General features: G+C 44.0%; 19 protein-coding genes. 15 read left to right on the top strand and 4 right to left on the bottom strand.

Annotation, left to right across the window (positions count from 1 at the left end):
- Window positions 1-153 precede the first annotated feature (153 nt).
- On the top strand, window positions 154-1,785 hold the full coding sequence (locus FHS57_RS08580; protein ID WP_183972540.1) for a T9SS type B sorting domain-containing protein: 1,632 nt from the start codon (window positions 154-156) through the stop codon (window positions 1,783-1,785).
- Between the two features lies 1 nt (window position 1,786).
- Here FHS57_RS08580 and FHS57_RS08575 read toward each other — a convergent pair whose 3' ends face one another.
- The gene (locus tag FHS57_RS08575; RefSeq protein WP_183972538.1) at window positions 1,787-3,034 is read right to left on the bottom strand and encodes a DUF819 family protein; all 1,248 of its coding nucleotides are present in this window, start codon (window positions 3,032-3,034) and stop codon (window positions 1,787-1,789) included.
- 616 nt (window positions 3,035-3,650) lie between these two features.
- On the opposite strand from FHS57_RS08575, the gene FHS57_RS08570 reads away from it, so the two are divergent.
- From FHS57_RS08570 to FHS57_RS08545, 6 genes are all read left to right on the top strand, one after another.
- Window positions 3,651-4,127 (top strand): Lrp/AsnC ligand binding domain-containing protein, encoded by a 477-nt coding sequence (locus FHS57_RS08570; RefSeq protein WP_028522858.1) that lies wholly within the window; start codon window positions 3,651-3,653, stop codon window positions 4,125-4,127.
- 145 nt (window positions 4,128-4,272) lie between these two features.
- Window positions 4,273-5,715 (top strand): MBL fold metallo-hydrolase RNA specificity domain-containing protein, encoded by a 1,443-nt coding sequence (locus FHS57_RS08565; RefSeq protein WP_183972536.1) that lies wholly within the window; start codon window positions 4,273-4,275, stop codon window positions 5,713-5,715.
- 12 nt (window positions 5,716-5,727) lie between these two features.
- Window positions 5,728-6,681, top strand: a complete 954-nt coding sequence (locus FHS57_RS08560; protein WP_183972535.1) for an acetyl-CoA carboxylase carboxyltransferase subunit alpha — start codon at window positions 5,728-5,730, stop codon at window positions 6,679-6,681.
- A complete protein-coding gene (locus FHS57_RS08555) occupies window positions 6,678-7,304 on the top strand; it encodes an HAD family hydrolase (protein ID WP_183972533.1) in 627 nt (208 codons plus the stop codon). The genes FHS57_RS08560 and FHS57_RS08555 overlap by 4 nt, the downstream gene beginning before the upstream one ends.
- Window positions 7,305-8,459 carry a site-2 protease family protein gene (locus FHS57_RS08550; RefSeq protein WP_310586983.1) on the top strand — a complete coding sequence of 385 codons (1,155 nt, stop codon included), beginning with the start codon at window positions 7,305-7,307 and terminating at the stop codon, window positions 8,457-8,459. It begins immediately after the preceding gene.
- 47 nt (window positions 8,460-8,506) lie between these two features.
- A complete protein-coding gene (locus FHS57_RS08545) occupies window positions 8,507-9,664 on the top strand; it encodes a pyridoxal phosphate-dependent aminotransferase (protein ID WP_183972531.1) in 1,158 nt (385 codons plus the stop codon).
- A gap of 17 nt (window positions 9,665-9,681) precedes the next feature.
- Here the strand turns inward: FHS57_RS08545 and FHS57_RS08540 are convergent, their stop codons facing one another.
- The gene (locus tag FHS57_RS08540) at window positions 9,682-10,362 is read right to left on the bottom strand and encodes a hypothetical protein (RefSeq protein WP_183972529.1); all 681 of its coding nucleotides are present in this window, start codon (window positions 10,360-10,362) and stop codon (window positions 9,682-9,684) included.
- A 311-nt stretch (window positions 10,363-10,673) separates the two neighbouring features.
- Here FHS57_RS08540 and eno point away from each other — a divergent pair, with 311 nt between their 5' ends.
- The 5 genes from eno (at window position 10,674) to FHS57_RS08515 (ending at window position 15,121) form a co-directional block, all read left to right on the top strand.
- Window positions 10,674-11,951, top strand: a complete 1,278-nt coding sequence (gene eno, locus FHS57_RS08535; RefSeq protein WP_183972527.1) for a phosphopyruvate hydratase — start codon at window positions 10,674-10,676, stop codon at window positions 11,949-11,951.
- Between the two features lie 135 nt (window positions 11,952-12,086).
- The gene (locus FHS57_RS08530) at window positions 12,087-12,401 is read left to right on the top strand and encodes a septum formation initiator family protein (RefSeq protein ID WP_183972525.1); all 315 of its coding nucleotides are present in this window, start codon (window positions 12,087-12,089) and stop codon (window positions 12,399-12,401) included.
- Between the two features lie 74 nt (window positions 12,402-12,475).
- Window positions 12,476-12,970, top strand: coding sequence for a low molecular weight protein-tyrosine-phosphatase (locus FHS57_RS08525; RefSeq protein WP_310586982.1), 495 nt, complete (start codon window positions 12,476-12,478; stop codon window positions 12,968-12,970).
- A 14-nt stretch (window positions 12,971-12,984) separates the two neighbouring features.
- The gene (gpmI, locus tag FHS57_RS08520; protein ID WP_183972521.1) at window positions 12,985-14,520 is read left to right on the top strand and encodes a 2,3-bisphosphoglycerate-independent phosphoglycerate mutase; all 1,536 of its coding nucleotides are present in this window, start codon (window positions 12,985-12,987) and stop codon (window positions 14,518-14,520) included.
- A 37-nt stretch (window positions 14,521-14,557) separates the two neighbouring features.
- Window positions 14,558-15,121: a hypothetical protein gene (locus tag FHS57_RS08515; RefSeq protein ID WP_183972519.1), complete on the top strand. Its 564-nt coding sequence runs from the start codon at window positions 14,558-14,560 to the stop codon at window positions 15,119-15,121.
- A 70-nt stretch (window positions 15,122-15,191) separates the two neighbouring features.
- Here FHS57_RS08515 and FHS57_RS08510 read toward each other — a convergent pair whose 3' ends face one another.
- Both FHS57_RS08510 and aroB read right to left on the bottom strand, forming a co-directional pair.
- Window positions 15,192-15,764: a DUF4136 domain-containing protein gene (locus FHS57_RS08510; RefSeq protein ID WP_183972517.1), complete on the bottom strand. Its 573-nt coding sequence runs from the start codon at window positions 15,762-15,764 to the stop codon at window positions 15,192-15,194.
- A 101-nt stretch (window positions 15,765-15,865) separates the two neighbouring features.
- Window positions 15,866-16,894 (bottom strand): 3-dehydroquinate synthase, encoded by a 1,029-nt coding sequence (aroB, locus tag FHS57_RS08505; RefSeq protein WP_183972516.1) that lies wholly within the window; start codon window positions 16,892-16,894, stop codon window positions 15,866-15,868.
- Window positions 16,895-17,130: 236 nt separating this feature from the next.
- On the opposite strand from aroB, the gene FHS57_RS08500 reads away from it, so the two are divergent.
- From FHS57_RS08500 to FHS57_RS08490, 3 genes are read left to right on the top strand one after another with little or no spacing between them, the layout of a single operon-like run.
- Window positions 17,131-20,256: a SusC/RagA family TonB-linked outer membrane protein gene (locus FHS57_RS08500; RefSeq protein ID WP_229601289.1), complete on the top strand. Its 3,126-nt coding sequence runs from the start codon at window positions 17,131-17,133 to the stop codon at window positions 20,254-20,256.
- 45 nt (window positions 20,257-20,301) lie between these two features.
- Window positions 20,302-21,858, top strand: coding sequence for a SusD/RagB family nutrient-binding outer membrane lipoprotein (locus tag FHS57_RS08495; RefSeq protein WP_183972514.1), 1,557 nt, complete (start codon window positions 20,302-20,304; stop codon window positions 21,856-21,858).
- A 43-nt stretch (window positions 21,859-21,901) separates the two neighbouring features.
- Window positions 21,902-22,684 (top strand): DUF4397 domain-containing protein, encoded by a 783-nt coding sequence (locus FHS57_RS08490; protein WP_183972512.1) that lies wholly within the window; start codon window positions 21,902-21,904, stop codon window positions 22,682-22,684.
- Window positions 22,685-23,079: the final 395 nt, after the last annotated feature.

Genomic DNA, 23,079 nt, shown 5'->3' with positions numbered 1-23,079 from the left:
ACAACAACCATGTGTTTCTCTGAACCAGTAACAAATCCACTTTTACTAATTGCATCGCTTGGTCGAGATTTCCCCAATACACCTGGCGAACAAATCACTCCTGTTAGTCTTCGTTTAGATCAACCATATGTAGTTGTATACAATGGTATTGGAATGAATTATACTAGTTCATATACTATTCGTGGTTTGGAGGGCTATTCCATATTACTATTTCCTGGCACTTTTACTTGTTTAACCATTTTCTCAGATACACCCGAGGATTACACAAATATCACTTGGGGGCTTCAACCTCCTATCTTTCCTGTTAAAATTACCGAAGACTCAAAATCATGTGGAAGTACTGTTTTAACTGCAAGTGGCGGCACTTCTTATAGGTGGTCTGGCGGAAAAACACCCACAAATGCAACCAACACCTTTGAAGAAAGTGGAGTTTACTCCGTAACCGCGACAGACGCTAATCGATGTACTTCAATCGCCCTAAAAGTTGTTAATGTCCCCCCCAAAGTACAAGACGCTACGATTAACAAAACCATTTGTCAAGGTGAAATCTATGATGGGTATTCCTCCAGCGGAACTTATAAAGATAACTTTAAAACAGCCCTAGGCTGCGATAGTAGCCGAACCTTGAATTTGAGTGTAATCGGTTTGCCTCAAGTCGCTTTTAACGCGACCAACGAATTCTGTGAGGGAAATATCGTAGAGTTATCACCAACTATTACTCCAAACAACCTCCCAGTTTCTTACAAATGGACGACAGGAGAGACTACTTCAAAAATCAACGTGGCAAAAACAGGAACCTATGCCATAACTGTTTCTAATGGTGCTTGTTCTAAATCATTTTCTACTACCGTTGTCGTTGGTAAACCACCTGAATTAAAACCAAATGAAACCCTTTGTTTTGCATCTCCTTCGATGGTATTAGAAGCAGGAGCACTAGGCACCAATACCTATTCGTATTTTTGGGCCTCTTCCAATACAACCAACCCTCAGTTAACTATTTTCCAACCTGGAACATACGCCGTAAAGGTGAGTACATTAGGTGGCGGATGTGTTACAAGCAGAACCATTACTGTATTGCCAACCCCACAAATTGATTTAGGGCTTGACAAACTTACTTGTGAAGGCGAGGCTGTTACCTTACGTCCAAACGTCAACGCTTCTGGGGGAAACATTAACTACAGTTGGTCAAACGGCAGCACAGGTATCGAAACAAAGGTGTCTCAAAGTGGTCAATATATTTTAACAGCGACGCAAGGACCTTGTTCTGGCCGCGACACTATCATTGTTCGAAACCACCCATTACCTAATATCGCTAAAGAAGCTACTACTTGCAATGAAAAACCGCTTTTTGCCGCTGAAAACGACGATAGTGATTTGACCTATTTATGGGATTCAGGAGAGACAACGCGGTCGATACAACCACAACCCGACGGTATTTATCGCGTGAAAGTAACCAACCAACTTGGCTGTTCTCTATTCCGAACCATTACCGTTTCAGGGCCATGTAATCCCCGATTTTATGTTCCAGACATTTTTACTCCCAACAGCGACGGAGTCAACGACACGTTCAAAGCCATCATGGTAGGGGGTGAAATCGTTAGCCTTACAGTTTATAACCGCTGGGGGCATCCTGTCTATTTTGAACAAAGTAAAGATCCCCAATGGAACGGGACATTTAAAGATGCCGCCGCCCCCAATGGATCCTATGTTTACCTTTTACAATACAAAATTCAGAATAGTGAATCAATTTCCGAGTTCAGAGGGGCAATTTTGCTCGAACGCTAGTTTATTCTGCTATCCATTGCATCATCAGTCCAGTCAAATACCCTCCGTACGTTCCCAATGCGTACCCCAATATTGCCAATAATACACCTACCGATGCCAGCGAAGGATGGAAAGCCGCGGCAACAACCGGTGCTGAAGCAGCACCTCCTACATTGGCTTGTGAACCTACTGCTGTAAAAAAGAAAGGCGCTCTTAACCATTTGGCAACCAACAAGGTAATCATTACGTGTATGGTCATCCATAGAATCCCTACTACAAATAACCCAGGGTTTTCGGCCACGGCAAAAATATCCATTTTCATACCAATGGTTGCCACAAGTACGTAGAGGAACAAACTACCAATTTTTGAGGCTCCCGCAAATTCGAGTTGGCGCAATCGGGTAAAAGAAAGCAAAATACCCAAAAATGTAACGACCGAAACAACCCAAAAAAATGATGAAGTTAGGCTAAATTTCTCAAGAGAGGGATAATTAAGTTTGAGCCATGGAGCAACCAAATCTGCCACAAAATGAGCAAGGGCCGTAGCACCAAAACCAACCGCGGCAATCATCATTAAATCATTGAGTGTTGGTATTCGCTTAGATGTTTTCTGTTCTAGTTCAAGCTTTGTTTTTAATTCATCAATGGCAGTAGCATCTGCTTTAAAATAATAATCAATTTTAGCTGCTTTTCCCGCGCCGTAAATTAGTACGGCCATCCAAATTTCCGCCACAATGACATCTACTGCAATCACTTGCGAAAAAAGACGATCACTTGGTTGAAAAACTTCTTTTAACGCCGTTTGATTTGCCCCTCCCCCAATCCAACTTCCCGCAATGGTAGATAGCCCCCTCCAAACAGCATCAGAGCCCGAGCCGCCAACCACTTCAGGAGCAAAGGTTTTAACAATCGCTACTGCTATTGGACCACCAAGCATTACTCCCAGAGTGCCTGCCAAAAACACAAGAAGTGCTTTAGGGCCTAAACGTACTACCGCTTTAAAGTCCATTCCAAGGGTAAAATAAACCAGACACGCTGGTAAAAAATATTGGGAAACCACTGAATAGAGTTTAGACTCCTCTCCTGAAATGATTTTAAAAGAATTTAAAACTCCTGGGATGAAATAACAAAGAAGTAAAGGAGGAAAAATTGCGTAAAACTTTATCCAAAGTGGGTGTTTTAAGGAAGCTGTATAAAAAACACCCGCCAAAATGATAAAAAGTAAGCCAAGAACGACGGCGTCTGAAGTAAAAACAGTGAGAAGTAACATATGTCAAGTTAAAAATCGAAAAGTTGGCAAATAAACCATTCTTTTGAGAATAACTAGGTATAGGCACAAAAAAAACACACAGGCCTCAAAGCTGAGCCTGCGTGTCGCAATTACACTTCATCAACAAACTAAAAACCAAATAGTTTTTCTTTTAAGTAAGTGTCAATTGGACACTTCATTTTATATTTTAAAAGGATAACTTGTTGAAATGAATCATTTAAACAAGCTATCCTTAGGGTCGTGAGGGGTAATTGTTTTACCATTCACATGAATGCTGTAGGAGGGGGATTCGAACCGCCCACGGTGCAGTTAGCCGCGATACAAAGTTTGGTGGTCTACCCCAGTCGACTAGAGTGCCGGCATTATATCGTGTTTGTCCTGAACTCACCACCCCCGAGACAGGAGGGCATGGCTGCCAAGTTTCATCATCCTACAGTATAAAGAACTAAAGTCAACTAATTTACTTGTTGCCAAGTGCTTTTTTCTTTAATTGACAATGCAAAACTAATAGATATTATTTTTTGTTGCAAATTTTCCATAAATATTTTTAAAAATTTTGATTTCATTCAACAAAACAGCACTTTTGTTAAATGAAATCTAATTTTACCACTTCATCATGGAACGAAATTTAGAAATTGATAAAATTGACGCAACTGACTTAAAAATTTTAGCGCTTCTTTTAGAAGATGCACACCTAGCTTACACCGAAATTGGCAAACGGGTTCATGTTTCAGGAGGTACAGTTCATGTGCGAATGAAAAAACTTGAGCAGCTTGGAATTGTTAAAGGGGCACAATTATTGGTTGATCAAACTAAATTAGGCTGGGATATTAGCGCTTTTTTAGGTATATACTTAGACAAAAGTTCGCTCTATGAAGAAGTCGCTATTGAGCTCGAACGCATTCCCGAAGTAGTTAATATTCATTACACTACGGGTATTTACAGCATTTTTGCTAAAATCGTTTGTCGTGATACAGAACATCTGCGGCAAGTTCTTCACGATAAAATTCAAAAAGTAGGTGGTATTCAACGAACCGAAACATTTATCTCCTTAGAGGAACGAATCGCCCGTCCTATTCCGTTAGCAGAATAATGTTTTTTTAAGCTGTTTTTGATACTTTTGCAGAAACCCTTCTTCAATCGCTTATTCGCATTATTGTGTTTAAACCTTTGAAGGAAACGTAACGAACTCTCCTCTTGTTCCGCATTGAGTACATAAGAGGAATAACTGACTTCATATGAAATTAACTTTTTGGGGGGCTTCACAACAGGTTACTGGTAGCATGTACCTCCTAGAATTGGAAGACGATTATCGTATTTTGATTGACTGTGGTTCTGACTTTGAAAGCGGCGACCGAAGACGCGCGCTCAACGATACCCCACCCCCATTTCCAAACGCACTTTTCCCTTTTGAAGCTCCGTCAATTAACGTAGTTTTATTGACTCACGCCCATATTGATCACTCTGGAAATATCCCAAACTTGTATCGAGATGGATACGAAGGACAAGTACTGTGTACCGATTCTACTTTTGCTCTAACCAGTATATTACTTAAAGATGCAGCAATGCTGAATCAGAAGCGAATCAATGAATTGAACAGTTCGGATTCGCAACGTAAACGAAAAAAAGGCAGAAAAAAAGAACTTCCTAAAGATTTATACCTCGAAAAACAAGTACGTCAAGCACTCGAAAACTTTGTTCCACTTGCCTTTAATCGCCGTTTTAGGGTATCCGACAACGTCATTATTACTTTTATCCCCGCAGGGCATTTATTGGGTGCAGCACATATCGTAGTTGAAGTTTGGGAAAACGGGCAGAAAAAAACCATTGGATTTTCGGGTGATGTGGGCCGTAAAGGCTACCCACTTCTTATTGATCCAGCTACTTTGCCCCAAGTTGATTTCTTAGTATGTGAAACAACCTACGGCAATCGTTTGCATGAAAAAGGCGTTTCGCCCGATTTGGCTTTGGCAGATGTTATCAAACGTACCTGTGTTGACATTCCAGGGCGGCTTATTATTCCGTCTTTTAGTGTGGGACGAACTCAGGCTTTATTATATACCTTAAATAAATTATATAATAATCATCAGCTTCCTCCCATCAAAGTTTTTGCCGACAGTCCGCTTGCTTTTGAAAGCTCGCGGGTCTATCAGCGGAACGTTCGAATGCTAAACCGCGAGGCCCGTGAGTTTAACGAAGAGAATGAATCGTTGTTTGACTTTGAAAATTTAATCTACCTCGAAAGTACAGACGCCAGCCGCGCTATTTCAAACCATGTAGAGCCTTGTATCATCATTTCTTCCTCTGGAATGGTGCAAGGTGGACGCGTCGAATACCATGTGGCTCAGAACATTAGCAATCCTTACTGCACCATATTGCTCATCGGTTATTGTGCCGAAGGAACGCTCGGATGGAGGCTTCTGAATGGCCAAACAACACTACGCATTCGAGGGAAAGACGAGCAAGTATTGGCCAATATCGAAAAAATTGACGTATTTAGCGGCCACGGAGACAAAGAAGACCTTCTGACGTTTGTTCAGCAACAGGCACCTGCCGAGTTAAAAAAAATCTTCCTTGTCCACGGGGAAAAGCCAAGTATGGACCACTTTAAAAACACTTTACAATCAGTCGGTTACGAAAATATCGAGATCCCCACAAAGGGACAAACTTTTGAATTGTAAGCAACCAACTTTATGCCAACTTATTTAGATTTTGAAAAACCTGTGGCAGAGCTCGAATCCAAGCTTGCCGAGTTAAAAAAACTCGCCGATACAACACAAGTTGACGTTTCGGAAGCTGTTATTAGACTCGAAGACAGCATTATACAATTACGGAAAGATACGGCTCAAAACCTCACTAGATGGCAACGGGTGCAGCTTTCTCGCCACCCTGATCGCCCTTATACCCTCGATTATATCGAACTAATGTGTGAGGAGTTTATCGAACTTCACGGTGACCGTACCGTGCGCGACGACCCTGCCATGGTCGGTGGATTTTGTAACATTGATGGTCAAAGTATGCTCATCATTGGTCAGCAAAAAGGCCGTAATACCAAGCAACGCCAACACCGCAACTTTGGGATGGCTAACCCTGAAGGCTATCGCAAAGCCCTTCGGTTGATGAAATTAGCCGAAAAGTTCAACAAGCCTATCGTTGCACTTATTGATACCCCAGGCGCCTTTCCTGGCCTAGAAGCCGAAGAACGTGGTCAAGGTGAAGCCATTGCGCGCAACTTGAAAGAAATGTTTATGCTTAAAGTGCCCGTCATCTGTATTATTATCGGCGAAGGTGCTTCAGGGGGAGCGTTGGGAATTGCCATTGGCGACCGTGTTCTCATGCTCGAAAACACTTGGTACTCAGTAATTTCGCCCGAATCTTGTTCATCTATTCTTTGGCGTAGCTGGAATTTTAAAGAACAAGCAGCCGAAGCTCTCCGCTTAACGGCTTCGGATATGACAATGGCAAAATTGATTGATGGAATTGTAGAAGAACCACTTGGTGGTGCTCACTTAGACCACCAAGCCATGGCTAACATCCTGAAAAATGTCATTTTAGGCAGTATTAATGAACTCCAAAAGCTAACGCCCGAAGAACGAATCAATCAGCGGATTGACAAGTTTTGTTCGATGGGGGTCTTTACGGAATGAAAGCAATAAAAAACATCATTTTTGACCTCGGAGACGTCATTATCAACATTGACGTTCCACGGGCGGCACAATCTTTTGCGGAGCTGGGTCAACTTCCACTGGAAGATGTGCAACGGCTTATTCAGCACAATGAGGTTTTTAAGAAGTTTGAGACGGGGCAGTTATCTGCCCCTGATTTTAGAAACTACATTCGTGAGCTCCTCGCCCATCCGGAATGGACAGACGCCCAAATCGACGAAGCTTGGAATTCACTCCTACTCGATATTCCTCCCCAACGGGTTGAAACAATCGTCGCTTTAGCCAAAAAAGGCTATCGACTTTTTCTATTGAGCAATACTAGCTCAATTCACGTTGAGGAAGTAAATCGCATTCTTCACCGTACGACTGGCATTCCAAAACTGGATGCGTTGTTTGAAAAGCTTTTTCTTTCGTACGAAATGGGCGTGATGAAACCCCACCATGATATTTACCACGGTGTATTAACAGACGCTGGAATTTTACCGCAGGAGTCTTTGTTTTTGGACGACAATGCCGATAACATCAGAGCCGCAGGCGAAGTTGGTATTCAGACCATTCACGTTCAAAAACCAACCTCGATTGTCGAATACCTAAAAGATTTTTAAGTGAACTCTACCCGCACCTTACTCCTCCAGCTCCTACTGTTTGTACTCACCATCATAAGTACGTCCTTAGCAGGCGCCGAATGGATGTTTGGGCGACCTTTTGACCTTCCATTTTACCAGATTGAAAATCCATTAGGCTGGGAACATTTTTGGCAAGGTTTCCGATTTTCGATTCCTTTTTTGGGGATTTTGACCGTTCACGAGTTCGGGCATTATTTTGCAGCCAAATACCACAAAGTCAAAGTTACCCTCCCCTACTACATTCCGCTCTGGCTTGGAATTGGACAAACCATCGGTACACTTGGGGCATTTATTCGTATCAAAGAGTTTATTCGCTCACGCGAAAAATACTTTGATATTGGGATAGCAGGACCACTTGCGGGGTTTGTGGTTGCCGTTGGCGTTCTTTGGTATGGTTTTGCCACCCTTCCTACCCTTGATTACATCTTCAAAATTCATCCCGAATACCAAAAATATGGGATGGGCTTTGCACGCGTTGTCTATGCCAAAAATCAAGCTGGAAATATTTTATTGGGCGATAATCTGCTTTTTACTTTTTTTAAAACCTACGTCGCCGATCCAACTCGCCTACCTCCTCCTCAAGAAATCATGCACTATCCGCTACTTTTGGCGGGTTATTTGGCGCTATTTTTCACGTCGCTCAACCTTATTCCCATTGGACAACTTGACGGTGGACATGTGTTGTACGGGCTTATTGGCAACAAAAACTACCGGATAGTTTCTCCCATTTTGTTTTTTGTCTTTATTACTTACGCAGGGCTTGGCATGTACCGTGCCGACGAGTTTGCCATTGCCAATGCAAACTTATTTTGGGAACAATTCGCCTCTCTGGGGATTTACATTATTTTCCTTCAACTATGTTATAGTCGAATCGACGAAAATAATGCGCTCACCAAGTGGATGTTAGCTCTTTTAACGGTCACGATTCAACTCGGGCTTTCTCTCCTATTTCCAACCGTAGAAGGCTACTCTGGATTTTTAGCGTTCGGGTTCTTGATTGGTCGTGTTTTAGGCGTTTATCATCCCTCAACAGACGACATTGCCCCGTTAAGTAACTCCAGAAAAGTCGTGGGTTGGTTAGCTTTGATTATCTTTGTACTCTGTTTTAGTCCAAAACCTTTCGTTGTATTGTAAAATAAACGACGTTGTAGAAACATTTCGACGCAACGTTGCACCCATCCATGGTTATTTCTCTTGCAAAACGCGCCACTCAAGCGCAGGAATACTACTTCTCGGTGAAGCTCGCCGAAGTTCGAAAGCTACTTGCCGCAGGACATGATGTCATCAATATGGGGATTGGAAACCCTGACCAAGCTCCCTCAGAAGCAACCATTGAAGCATTAAAGAATACGGCTTCACTTACTGATACCCACGGGTATCAATCGTATAAAGGCATTCCTGCCCTTCGTCAAGGTATATCAAAATGGTATGAGCGTGTGTATGGCGTACAGCTCGACCCCGAACACGAAATCTTGCCCTTAATTGGTTCCAAAGAAGGCATAACGCACATCAGTTTGACTTTTTTAGACGAAGGGGACGAAGTGCTTGTTCCCGAACTTGGCTATCCTGCCTATCGTGCTGTAAGCGAAATGGTGGGGGCAACGGTCATTGAATATCCCCTTCAAGAAAATAACCAATGGCAGCCCGACTGGGAAGCTATGAAAGGTATAGTAAGTGCCAAAACAAAAATTTTGTGGCTCAACTATCCACACATGCCTACGGGCGCACCCGCCACGCGCGAGCTTTTTGAAAATGCCGTTCGTTTTGCCAAAGAGCATGGCATTTTATTATGCCACGACAACCCTTATAGCCTGATACTCAACCAAAAGCCTCCCATTAGCTTGCTTTCAATTGAAGGGGCGAAAGAGGTGGCCATTGAGCTAAACTCCATGTCCAAGTCGCACAACATGGCGGGCTGGCGAATAGGCTGGTTATCAGGGGCTAAAGAATACGTGGACGCTGTACTTACCATAAAAAGTAACGTGGACTCTGGGATGTTTTTAGGCATTCAACAGGCCGCTGTAGCCGCCCTTCAAAATTCAGAAGAATGGCACGCCGCCCAAAATGCCGTGTATCACAGTCGATTGGATGCCGCCAAAACATTTTTAACAACCCTAAACTGCACTTTCGATTTGGCCCAAGAAGGTATGTTTCTGTGGGCAAAACTCCCTGATGAGGTTGCCTCGGCAGAACAACTTGTGGACGATTTATTATACCAAAAACATATTTTCATTGCTCCTGGATTTATTTTTGGTCCTAAAGGCCAACGCTACATTCGGGTTTCACTTTGTATGCCTGCCGAACGAATTTGGCAAGCTATTGAGCGTCTGAAAAGTTAGAAAAAAATGGGCAACTTCTAATTTAAGTTGCCCATCAAAATAAAAGACGCACCAACAGATAAACTGCCTTCGTATTCCTTTGGATTATGATCCGCTTCCAACACATTATAGTATATAAGTACCTTGAGCCAACTCGCAATGCCATTGTCTAGGTCGTTGTAATAACGGTATTCTTCCAATTCTTTTTCCCATCTTTTGGTTGATGTCGAAAACCTTCTCCGTAAGAAGTGCTCTAGGGTCATCAATTGCTCCCCATCTTGAACATAATACTGATAGCGCCCATGTTCGTGGGCTGTTTCAGGAGCATCATCGGTGGTGATTGAAGTAAAAGTAAGAAGCCGTTTTCGCGAATAAGGCTTGAGGAAACGTTGAATTTTCAAAGCCCCATCAGCCACATTTTCAAAAAGCACTTCACGCCCACTGTGCGGCAAATGGCTTTTAACAAAATGACGAGTCTGTTGTTTTTTGGCATCCCAAAATGAAAACGACACCAGCTGTCGGCTTCCATAGGCGCGGTGGCGGCCATCGTCAAGTTTTATTGATACGACCTCAACTTCGGGAGCATACAGCAGCTCTCCTTTCATTCGTTCGCCCGTAGCGAGCTTAATTTCCCCTCTTGACCAATTATCCTTTGGTCGGGCTTCCACGGAAAGCAATACCATCCATGCCAAGCCAAGGCTCAGTAAAATTTTCTTCATGTAACTAATAATGTGCGTGTGTGTTGTGTGTAATCGACCAACTATTATACCAAATATAATAACTTTGACAATACAATCAATACCTATATTCTACTTTTTTAGAATTTTATTTGCTTAAAACAAGAAGCTCTTGGCAAAATACAATTGGTATGTTAAATCATTGGGTATGAATCTACTTTCGCCAATAAAATCACTCACAAAATTCATTTATAGTACTGATTCTTTTTCCCTCACGCTTTTTTTGCGTTACTTTGTATGCTAAACTATTTAACAGGCAACGTTTTATTATTAACAAAACCTACCTAACAAAGATGAGTACAATCCAATCGGTACACGCCCGTCAAATCCTTGACTCTCGCGGTAATCCAACAGTAGAAGTAGATGTTCGCACCGAAAACGGCTTCCTTGGCCGTGCAGCCGTGCCATCTGGTGCCTCTACAGGTATTCACGAAGCAGTCGAACTACGTGATGATGACAAGAGCGTATATCTCGGAAAAGGTGTATTGAAAGCCGTTCAGAACGTAAACGAAATCATCTATCCTGAACTTTTGGGACTTTCTGTATATGATCAAAATCTGATTGACAAAATCATGATTGAGCTCGACAGCACTGCCAACAAAGGCAAGTTGGGCGCAAATGCTATTTTGGGCGTTTCGTTGGCCATTGCTAAAGCCGCAGCGCAAGAAGCAGGTCTTTCATTGTTCCGTTACGTAGGTGGAGTAAATGCAAATACGCTACCTGTGCCAATGATGAACATCATGAACGGTGGTGCACACGCCGACAACGCCATTGATTTCCAAGAGTTTATGGTTATGCCTACCAACGCTACTTCGTTCTCTCAAGCACTTCGCATGGGTACGGAAGTTTTCCACGCGTTGAAGGGTGTTTTAAAATCAAAAGGTTATTCAACAAACGTAGGTGATGAAGGTGGTTTTGCCCCTAACATCCAATCAAACGTTGAAGCCCTCGAAACGATTCTTATTGCCATCGAAAAAGCAGGATACCGCCCAGGTGAAGATATTTCAATCGCCATGGATGCTGCGGTTTCTGAACTTTGGAACGAAGAAAAACAACGCTATATCTTCAAGAAATCAAGCAAAGAAGAGTTGACTTCTGCTCAAATGGCTGATTTCTGGACAGAATGGGTTAACAAATACCCTATCATTTCAATCGAAGACGGTATGGCCGAAGACGATTGGGCTGGTTGGAAATTGCACACAGACGCGATTGGTTCTAAATGCCAGCTCGTAGGTGATGACCTTTTCGTAACCAACGTGAAACGCCTTGAAATGGGTATCGAGCAAGGAGTTGGTAATGCCGTTTTGATTAAAGTGAACCAAATCGGTTCATTGACCGAAACTATCGACACTGTTAGTTTGGCAAAACGCAATAGCTACAAAAACATCATGAGCCACCGCTCAGGTGAAACGGAAGATTCGACCATCGCTGACTTGGCAGTGGCGTTGAACACTGGCCAAATCAAAACTGGTTCAGCTTCTCGTTCAGACCGTATGGCTAAATACAACCAATTGCTCCGTATTGAGGAAGAATTGGGCGAAACAGCTTACTTCCCTGGAAAGAAATTTTAATTAGTGTCGAGTGTCAAATGCAGAATGTCGAATGAAAATAATTAATCGACATTCTGCATCGTACGGGTAACTCCGTCGGCACTCGACATTCTCTTTCTGCATCAAACAGGTGTCACCTTTTTATCTTCTACACTTATGCAGTTCCTCCAACGTTTCCGTTTTCTCAAAGATTTCTACAAAGCAAGTGCGCTAGGTTTGCTTATCTGGTTGATGTTTTTTGAACTGAATAGTATTCCTGACCAACTTGGAAACTGGTGGGAACTTCGAGAATTAAAGGCCCAGAAAGAATACTACGAGGAACAAATCGTCCTGCTCAAAAAAGAACAAGCATCCACCCTTGGCACCGACAAACTTCTTGAGAAATATGCCCGTGAAAAGTATTTCATGAAAAAAGACAGTGAGGAAGTGTTTGTGTTGGTCGATAAAAATGGGGAACCATTTGAAAAATAATTCGTTCATTTGGTCAGTTGAAAATGACGAGGTGTGCTAATTTTCATTTTCAAATTGGCCCATTTTCAACTTTCGTGAAACTTCAAGTACTCTTCGTCTGCCTCGGCAATATCTGCCGCTCTCCCCTTGCAGAAGGCGCTTTTCGTGAGCTCGTTGCTCAAAAAGGGCTATCAGATAGCATTTCTTGCGACTCTGCTGGTACGCATGGTTATCATATTGGTGCCCTCCCCGACCGTCGCTCTCGCCGTGTTGCGGCCGATTACGGCATTACCCTCACCCATCACGCCCGAAAACTTTCTAGCGACGATTTTGCCAACTTTGACTACATCATTGCCATGGATGAATCCAACCTTGAAAACATCCAAACCCAAAGCTATCGCTCCACGGGTTTTTATCCCGAAGAAGGGCGCGTGCTTCTTTACCGTGATTTTGACGACCAAGCTGATTCTCCCAATGTACCTGACCCTTACTACGATGACATGTCAGCCTTTGAAGATGTCTTTCAAATCGTAAGTCGGTGCGGAGAACATTTCTTGGAATACTTAATAAAGGAACATAATTTAGTGTAAAAATAAAACCCACAATGAGTCAAAAAGTAATTCTTATCATCATGGATGGTTGGGGTATCGCTAAAAATGGCGAAGAAAACCGCTCGGCCATCATCGCCGCCAACACGCCTTTTTACGACCGAATCCTTCAACAATACCCACACAGCAAACTCGAAGCAAGCGGATTAGCCGTTGGGCTTCCTGACGGACAAATGGGAAATTCGGAGGTGGGCCATACCAACCTTGGCGCAGGTCGTATCGTGTATCAAGACCTGGTTAAAATCAACTTAGCGGTCGAATCAGGCTCTATTGCCCAAGAACCAACGCTGGTTGAAGCTTTTGAATACGCAAAAGACAATCAAAAGAAAGTTCACTTTATCGGTTTGGTCTCAGATGGTGGGGTTCACTCTCACATCAACCACGTCAAAGGGCTTTGCAAAGCCGCACAAGAAGCAGGACTTAATGACGTATATGTTCATGCTTTTACCGACGGCCGCGACTGTGACCCTAAAAGTGGCGCAGGCTTTTTGACCGATTTGCAGGCTTCATTGGCAACCACAACGGGCAAAATTGCCAGCGTAACGGGGCGTTTTTATGCCATGGATCGCGACAAACGTTGGGAACGCGTGGCCAAAGCCTATAACGTGATGGTCAACGGCGTGGGTCAATCGGTTGTCGATAGTCAAATTGTATCGGCAATTGAGGCTTCTTACGCAGCAGGTGTGACCGACGAATTTATTGAACCCATCGTGGTTGTGGACGAAGCAGGTGCTCCCGTAGCGACCATTGCCGAAGGCGATGTTGTGTTGTGTTTCAACTTCCGTACCGACCGTGGGCGCGAAATCACCGAAATGCTTACTCAGCAAGATTTCCCAGAACAAGGCACAACTAAATTGAATTTGTATTACCTCACCATGACCAACTACGACGATGCGTTTGTTGGAGTGAAAGTGATTTATGACAAAGACAATCTCAAAAACACCCTTGGTGAAGTCATTGAAGGAGCAGGGAAAACCCAAATCCGCATTGCGGAAACTGAAAAATACCCGCACGTAACTTTCTTCTTCTCAGGAGGCCGTGAAGTGCCATTTGAAGGCGAAAAACGACTTTTGTGCCCTTCGCCCAAGGATGTAAAAACCTATGACTTGAAACCAGAAATGGCCGCTTTCGACATTCGCAATGCCATTCTTCCCGAAATCGAAGCAGAAACCGCTGATTTTATTTGTCTCAACTTTGCCAACCCTGACATGGTAGGCCACACGGGGGTTTTTGAGGCCGTTATAAAGGCTTGTGAAACCGTTGACCAATGCACCGAAGCCGTTGCCACTGCGGGTCTGGCACACGGTTATACTTCCATCATTATTGCTGACCACGGCAACTCTGATTACATGAGAAACGACGATGGAACACCAAACACCGCCCACAGTACCAACCTAGTTCCTTGCATTTTTGTAGGCAACGAATACACTGGGCAACCGAAAGATGGAAAATTGGCTGATATCGCACCAACCATTTTAGCACTTTTGGGCGTTGCTCAACCAGCCGAAATGACGGGGGTAAGCTTGTTGTAATACCGAACTTTTTGCAGGCGGTGAGGGTTATTGAGCCATGAAACCACTTTTTTGTATTTTCGTCGCGCTCGTTTTCCTCGCTGCCTGCCAGCCCCAAACCGAAACCAACCAAGTTAAGTCGTATTTTGATTTAAAAGGCTTCATTGAATCACAGCTTCGTGAATTAGAGAAACGCAAACCGACGGTTGACAAAAAAATGTCACTTGATGGTGAAAGCGAGTCAAAGCAAACAAATGAAATTAATTGGGCCAAAGAATTAGACCTGTTTATCCAAGCAGATATTAACAAACAGGCGTATCAATCTAGCTACGAAACCACGCAACCGACGCCCAAAACTAACCTTTATACCCTCAAAAAAGGCGAAAATCAGCCCGTTCAATCTTTGAAGGTGACCTTCGATGATAAAACCCAGATGCCTTCACTCATTGAAGTTTCGTTGAAGGAAGAAAATAAACTGTACGATTCTGAGAAACAGCTTCGCCTCACGTGTGGAATGCGACCAGAAGGGGTTTGGCTAATAAAAACATACGAAATTTCTGGTTTTCAGCACCTGTCTTTAACCGATAAAAAATCGTTTTCCATTGTAGGAACTATCTATTAGTTAGCTTGCCAGAAAACGTTGCATAAAAAAAGGACGCCGTCGGGCGTCCTTTTTTTGTGTATCTCAGCCACTAGCGACCATTGGACTGGCCACCGCCGCCTCGTGGATCATAACCCGAAGCAAACAGCGGATATTGGTCAAAAATTGTACGTACTACGTTTCGATAATAATTATTGGCAGCATTGGGATTCTTAAAAATACCCGCCGCATATCCGCGCCAAACAACCTGATCCGTATCTGCATCAATCAGCGATACAATGATTGTACCTTTGTCGAGCGAATAGCGAATAGGTTCATATTTAAACGAATCATCTTCTGTATCCACCCAGTTTTTAATCACGGGCTGCATGTACCCTTGGTAGCGCAAGTTATCGTAGAAAATACCGTAATTGACCAACAACGAAGGTTTGTTGGTGGTAAGTCGGTATCCACGCGCCTGCATTTGTCGGTGGATGGCATTATAGACTTCTGTACACACATTACCCGTATCACGTTCACATTCCAAGAAAGCGTACGTGCTGTAGGCTTTGAAATTAGTTTCGTAACTGTAATCGTGTTCAACAAAAATTTTCTGACTCGTGTTGCAACTTGCTGCCACAATAACAACAACACATCCAAGCAGTAAAAGTTTGACAAGCTTCATAGATAGTTCGTGGTTTGGGGTGTTTGAGAGAATATTTGATTAAAAATACGAAATTTTCTACAAAAGCAAATTTTTTACTGCAAAACTTACTATCACCCAAATTAACCTACGTAATAAGCGATAGCTTGTTGGATTTCAGCTGGTGTCACTTTCACATCATACGCACACGTTCCGATACCATCTAGCACTGAAAAACGCAACTCTCCTCCTCGGTTCTTTTTGTCTTGCTGCGCCAGTGCAATCACCGTTGGCGCATCCGAAAGCTGGACATCGGCTTTGCCAAACACTGAAAATATAAACTCCTCAACCTGCTCAAGTGTTTGCAAATCCACCATTTTTTTGCGGTAGGCCAAATAGGTTTCCATAATCATTCCCGCCGCAATCGCTTCCCCGTGCAACAACCGCTCTTTGGGTGGTTTGCTTAAAAAATAGGTTTCTACCGCATGACCTATGGTATGTCCAAAATTCAAGATTTTGCGAAGCCCTTTTTCCGTTGGGTCAGTAGCCACAACTTTTTTCTTGATTTCAACCGAGTGCGCAATCAGATCTGTCCAATTTTGTTGTTCAAAGTCTTTTTTACGAATTTCTTCCCACTTGGCCGCATCTGCAATCAAACAATGCTTCACAATTTCGGCAAATCCAGAGCGCAATTCTATATACGGAAGGGTTGACAAAAAGGATGCGTCAATCAAAACATTTTTTGGTTGGGTAAAAACCCCCAAATGATTTTTAAAACCTTGGAAGTCGATTCCTAATTTTCCACCCACGCTGGCATCCACTTGAGAAAGCAGCGTCGTCGGGATTTGAACAAAATCAATCCCTCTTTTGTACGTAGCGGCACAAAACCCGCCCATGTCTCCAATCACTCCTCCACCCAAGTTAAAAACAACCGCGTGACGGTCGAGTTGTGCTTTGGTCATTTCGCCCCAAATCTTTTCACAGGTTGCCAGGGTCTTGTGCTGCTCTCCCGCTGGAACAACGATAAGGTCATGTTTGGGCAAAAGAGGCTTTACCTTTGCGTAGCAGTGTTTTTTGGTATTTGTATCGGCAATAACGACAACTTTGGAGTACTGATGCGCTGAAAGGTACGCAGGGAGACTCTCCTGAATCGGGGCAATGGTTACAGACATAGTGAGTTCGGAATTTTAAAAACCAAAAAGGATATACATTTACCGCGAATTTACACCCGTACTTTCATCCGTGCAAAAATCCGCACAAATCCGCATCATTTACGCCTTTAAACCGCATACTCATGCAATTTTATTCGGAAAAACATTGCAAATCCGAACGTTTTTGATTTTTTTTGAAGTAAATCCGAACTTAGTTCACCTCAACTTATCATTTCTAACAACCAAATTCACTAACTATGAAAAAACTTCTTCATCGAAGTATGGCTTTTCTAGTTGTTTTTGGCATATGTCTTACGACATGGGCACAAGACCGACTCATTTCAGGAAAAGTCACCAGTTCATCCGACAACAGCGTGCTTCCAGGTGTAAGCATCGTTGTCAAAGGAACCTCCAAAGGTACCACCACGGATGCCAACGGAGAATTTAAGGTAAATGCTCCTACCAATGCCACCCTTATTTTTAGCTACATCGGCTACATTCGCCAAGAAGTTAAAGTTGGGAGCAACAACACCATCAATGTTTCGCTAGAAAACGACGAAAACATCTTAAATGAAGTCGTGGTAACTGCCCTTGGGGTAAAACAAGAGAAACGCGCGCTGGGTTATGCCGTGCAGGAAGTAAAAGGTCAAGATTTGTTGGACTCTCAGCGAGACAACTTCATGATGGGACTTCAAGGACGGGTAGCAGGTCTTCAAATGACCCCAACCAGCGGTACTGCGGGTGGATCGGCCGTTATTCAGTTGCGCGGTGCGGGTTCGATCGGGAATAGCAACCAACCGCTTTATGTCGTTGATGGTTTGCCTATTTCAAACAACACCTTTGCCCAAGGAGCGTTGGTTTCTGACCGCCCCAACCGCGACATGGACTACCAAAACCGTGCAGCGGATATTAACCCCAACGACATTGAGACAGTCACCATCCTAAAAGGACCAGAAGCCGCTGCTTTGTACGGTATCGAAGCTGCCAACGGTGCGATTGTTATCACCACCAAAAAAGGCGGCACAGGTCGCGGAAAAATCACCTACAATGGTTCGTTGAGTATTCGTGATGTGTATCGTTTCCCTGAAGGCCAAACCACCTACGGACGTGGTTTCAACGGCGTCTTTAACCCAAACAACTTTTCTTATTTTGGGGGTGAAGTGTCCCAAATCGGCGAAGGTGGCGGTAAAGTATATGACAACGTTGGCAATTTTTTCCAACAAGGACTTCGTCAGTCGCACAACGTAACAGTAGAAGGTGGAAGTGAAAAAGCGACCTATCGCTTATCGACTTCGTATATTTCGGACAAAGGAGTGGTACCTACCAACCAAATGGACCAGATTAACATCCGTTTGACTGGGGTAGGACAAATTACCAAGAATTTGCGGGCAACCACCTCCTTCAATTACATCGGAACCAACAACCTCCAACCACTTCGTAGTGCCCAAGGTTTTCTCATTGGCATGTTGGCTTTCCCGTTTTATTTAGATGCACGGCAATACCTCACGGCAGACGGCCGCCGTTTCCGTACTTTTGGAGAAGATGCCAACGACTTGGACAACCCGTTCTTCAACGTGTATAAGAACATCAACAGCAACCGAATCAACCGTACTGTTGGTAACATTCAGTTGGATTATAACGTAACGCCTTGGCTTACTTTAGCGGGAATCTTAGGGGCCGACATTTTTTCAACGCGTTACAACCGCTTCCAACATCCAGAATCCAATGCGGGTATTACGGCCAAAGGATTTGTGGAAAATGCCACAGAAAACAGTCAATTGCTCAACGGTAACTTCCGTGCTACCGCTAAAAAAGACTTTGGCAAGCTAAAAACATCACTCATGGTGGGTACAACCGTAGATGACCGCCGCTACGAAACAACGGCTATTTACGGGGAGCAACTTTATTTGCCCGACTTCAACAGTATCAACAACACGTTGAACAGCACCCAACGTAACAAGTCAACCCTTCTTCAACGTCGTTTGGTGAGTGTGTTGGGCTCGCTCAATTTGAGCTATGCCGACATGTTGTACTTAACCGTTACGGGGCGTAATGACTGGTCATCGACCTTGCCTGTTCAGAACAACTCCTTCTTCTATCCATCGGTTAGTTTAGGGTTTGTTTTCACCGAACTTCCTGCGTTTGAGCAGCAACAAGTTTTGAGCTATGGAAAAGTTCGCTTTGCCTATGCTGAAGTTGGTAACGACGCTACCCCTTACCGTACGCGCCCTCGCCTCGTGCCACAAACAACAACGGGTGGTGGCTTTTTGTATGACTTCTACGGCGGCAACGAAAACTTACGCCCAGAGCGTGGTCGGAGTTTTGAAACTGGCTTAGAGCTACGTTTCTTCAAAAATCGTGTAGGATTGGATGTAACTTACTTCAACAAGAGCAATTTTGACCAAATCACGACCCAGCGTTTGAGCTACGGTACTGGATTTATTTTTGGTTTGTTGAACGGTGGTGAAATTCGCAACAGTGGACTTGAAGCCCAATTGAACATTACGCCCATCAAAGCCAAGAATGTTCAGTGGGACATGAACCTCAATTTTACGCGTCTTCTGAATGAAGTAGTGAGCCTTCCTGGCGAAGTGGCGGAGTATTACAACTCGGACACATGGTTGTACGGAAACGTTCGGGCAAGTGCCATGGCACCCAACCAAAGCTCTTTCTACCCTAATTTATCGTACGTAAACACCCGTGGTGAGGGAAAAACTACCGCATTGGCAGGATACAGCTACTTGCGCAACAAACGCGGCGATATTCTTGTCAGCCCAAGCACAGGTCTGCCAATTTCAAACCCTGTTTTCTTGCCCATCGGTGATCGTAACCCTAAATTTATGGTAGGATTTCAAAATTCAGTTCGTTACAAAGACTGGTCACTTTCGGTGTTGTTAGACATTCGTAGAGGCGGTGACGTTTTCAACGGGAACGAAATGTACATGTTCCGCAATGGTCTTTCTACGCGCGTTCTCGACCGAGAAAATCCTTATGTTTTCAAAGGCGTACTGCGCGATGGCCGCGAAGACAGCGACGCACCAACGCCAAATACCATCCAAGTTACGCCTCAATTCCGTTCTGATTTTTACGGGGCGTTCACAGAAGAAAGTTTTGTTGAAAAAGACATTAACTGGGTTCGTTTGCGCGACGTAACGCTCCGTTATAGTTTCCCGCAGTCTATCTTAGACAAGCAGAAAATATTCCGCTCAGGAAGCATCTTTGTTTCTGGCAATGAACTATTCCTCTTGACCAATTATACAGGCGCAGACCCCGATGTAAACGGTACAAGTGCTGGAACGTTAGGTATCGGAGCACGTGGTTTTGACTATGGAACGTTGGCCTTGCCACGCACCATTACCGCAGGTTTGAATTTTTCTTTCTAAGCGATGCTTGCGCACAGTTAATTGAGATTTTAAACAGACTTTAAAATGAAAAAGATAAAACTTATATCGCTTGTTACCCTGCTAGGGGTGGGACTGACAAGTTGTGAAAAATACTTAGATGTAAATTTTGACCCTAGTTTTCCTCAAGTATCCCAAGGTTTTGCGTTGCTGCCTCCCATGCTGGGGCAAATGGCCCGTGCCGAAGCTTTCGACGGCCGTTTTACGGGACAATATTGCCAGTATTGGCTAGCAACTGCCGCAGGAAATGCCTGGGATCGCCATGGCTACGTCGCAGGAAGCGATAACGGCGGCGAAATGTGGCGTTCACACTATTGGTCAATTGGTAAAAACGTGGATTTGGTCATCGAAGATGCAGTAGCCAAACAACAATGGGATTACGTGGGTGTGGCCAAAGCCCTCCGTACTTGGGGCTGGCAAAGTACCACCGACGCCAACGGCGAGATGATTTTGAAGCAAGCTTGGGAGCCAAACCGTTACGTATTTGAGTACGATTCGCAAGAAGACGTTTACAAAGAGGTAGTTCGACTTGGAACGGAAGCCATTGCTGACCTTTCTCGTACCGACGGTGGTGTATCTGTTGCTTCCCTTAGCCGTGGCGACTTGGTTTATAAAGGAGACCGTACCAAATGGATTAAGTTTGTAAATGCGATTTTGGCGCGTAATGCCAACCACATCAGCAACAAAAAAACCTATAATCCTGATGCCGTAATTAAGTTTGTTGATGCTTCATTTAGTAGCAATGCGGATAATTTTTACATCCCACAGGCAGGAACCAATACCGCCGATGCTAACTTCTGGGGACCTCTTCGTAACAACATGAACTCGTTTCGCCAAAGTAGCTATTTGGTTAGCTTATTCAATGGTACGTTATTTCCGAATGCCATTGATCCACGCATGGCGGCTATGCTTACCGCAAGCGACGACAAAGTATATAGAGGGGTAAACGTGAACCTTGGTGATGCCAACAACGTAGCGGGACGTACCAATCGGGTGGCCAACTTCTGGGGGCAATCACAGCCTACCGCCACCACACCTGCCACTGGAAAATCTATTTTCGATAATGGCACCGCCCACCCGCTTATTACTTACTGGGAAATGCAGTTTGTGAAAGCCGAAGCAGCTTTTATCAAAGGCGATAAAGCCATGGCCTTCGATGCTTACAACAAAGGCATCAATGCTCACTTGGACTGGGTGTTTTCACTAATGTCCTCAACCGACGCAGCGGGGCGTGCAGCTTTTACTACAGAGCGTGCAGCCTACCTCAAAAGTAGTGCCGTTGCTCAAACATCCGCAGCATTGACACTCAGCGACATTATGACCCAAAAATACATTTCAATGTTTGTGCATGGCCACATGGAAAGCTGGGTTGATATGCGTCGTTACAAGTACAGTCCTGATATTTTCAAAGGATTTACAGCGCCAACAGGCTCTACTTTATTCCCAGACAACGGTGGCAAATTGGCGTATCGTTTGCGTCCACGCTACAACTCCGAATACGTTTGGAACCGCGCAGCATTGGACAAAATTGGCGCATTAAACGCGGATTATCACACCAAAGAAATTTGGTTTATGCAACCTTAATCGTAGGTTTTTCAACCAATTACGAATCCAAAAGAAACAAACAATGAAGAAATTTCAATCCATAACAAAAAGCATTTTGCTCGCAGGTGCGCTTTCCGCTGGACTTTTTGCGTGTATAGGTGAATCAAGTGACCAATTAACGATTGTTACCCCTGCCACTGGAGCACGCGTAAAATTCCACCACATGGTTTCGGACGGCCCAGGTGTGAGTATTTTGGTAAACGACCGTCAGTTTTCAGGGGTGCTTACCGTCGCCCCTGCCTCACCAGGCGTTATTACCTACGGGAATATTTACCCAGCTGTTGACTATGCAACGATTGATGCGGGCAGTGCCAAAGTTGAGGTAGTAGTTCCTGCCAGTGGAACTAGCCAACAAGTATCACTTCTGACAGGGACTGTTCCGCTAGAAGCCAACAAATATTACTCGGTTTTTGCGGTGGGTTCTGCAGCTACTGCCACGCTTGAGCCATTGGTCGTAGAAGACAAACTTACGCCAGCGGATACCTCGAAAGCCTATTTTCGGGTTGTCAATACCATTGTTAATGCAACGACGGGCTACGACGTAGGTTACAATGGCACTTATGCGCCAGCCATGACCAACATTGGTTACAAAAAAGCCTCTGATTTTGTGGCCATCACGCCTGTTCCAACGGGTGGAGCCGCTTTGCCCGTTCAAGTTCGGGTGAATGGTACCACCACCAATCTTGCTCCTGCCACGTTTACCCTTTCTCCCATCAAAGGGCGTTTTTACACCATCATTTTGCGTGGTAGAGTTGGCGGTACAGGTACGCAAGTATTGACCATAGGGGCAGTAACAAACCGATAGTTTTGCAGCAAAAGTCGCATATCACTTCAACAACTTTAGTTAGTACCCAATAAAAAACTCCTTCTTGCTCTTTGAGGTACTACCTCATCGAAACAAGAAGGAGTCTATTTTTTACTTAAAACGATCCCTGTTCACCTAGAAAAGAACGGGCTTTTGAAACAAAAAATCATCTCTTTATCTGAGAACAAAGTTCAAAAAACCATTGGGTTACCCGCTCTGTATGTTCATCTAAAGATACCAATCAATAGTTTGACAAATAGCCCCTAAATCAGTACAATTCATAAAAATGTACAATTTAGAGGAGTTTGCAGAATTATGGTCGAAGGGTGTATCTTGCATTTGTATTTCAGTTTTGTCGCAAAAACCAAATACACAAAAACCCCGAAAATGGCCAA

Source organism: Runella defluvii (genome assembly GCF_014195535.1).
In the GTDB taxonomy this organism is placed as follows: domain Bacteria; phylum Bacteroidota; class Bacteroidia; order Cytophagales; family Spirosomataceae; genus Runella; species Runella defluvii.
The sequence above is the reverse complement of the archived record's forward strand: the minus strand, read 5'-3'. Positions and strand labels throughout refer to the sequence as shown.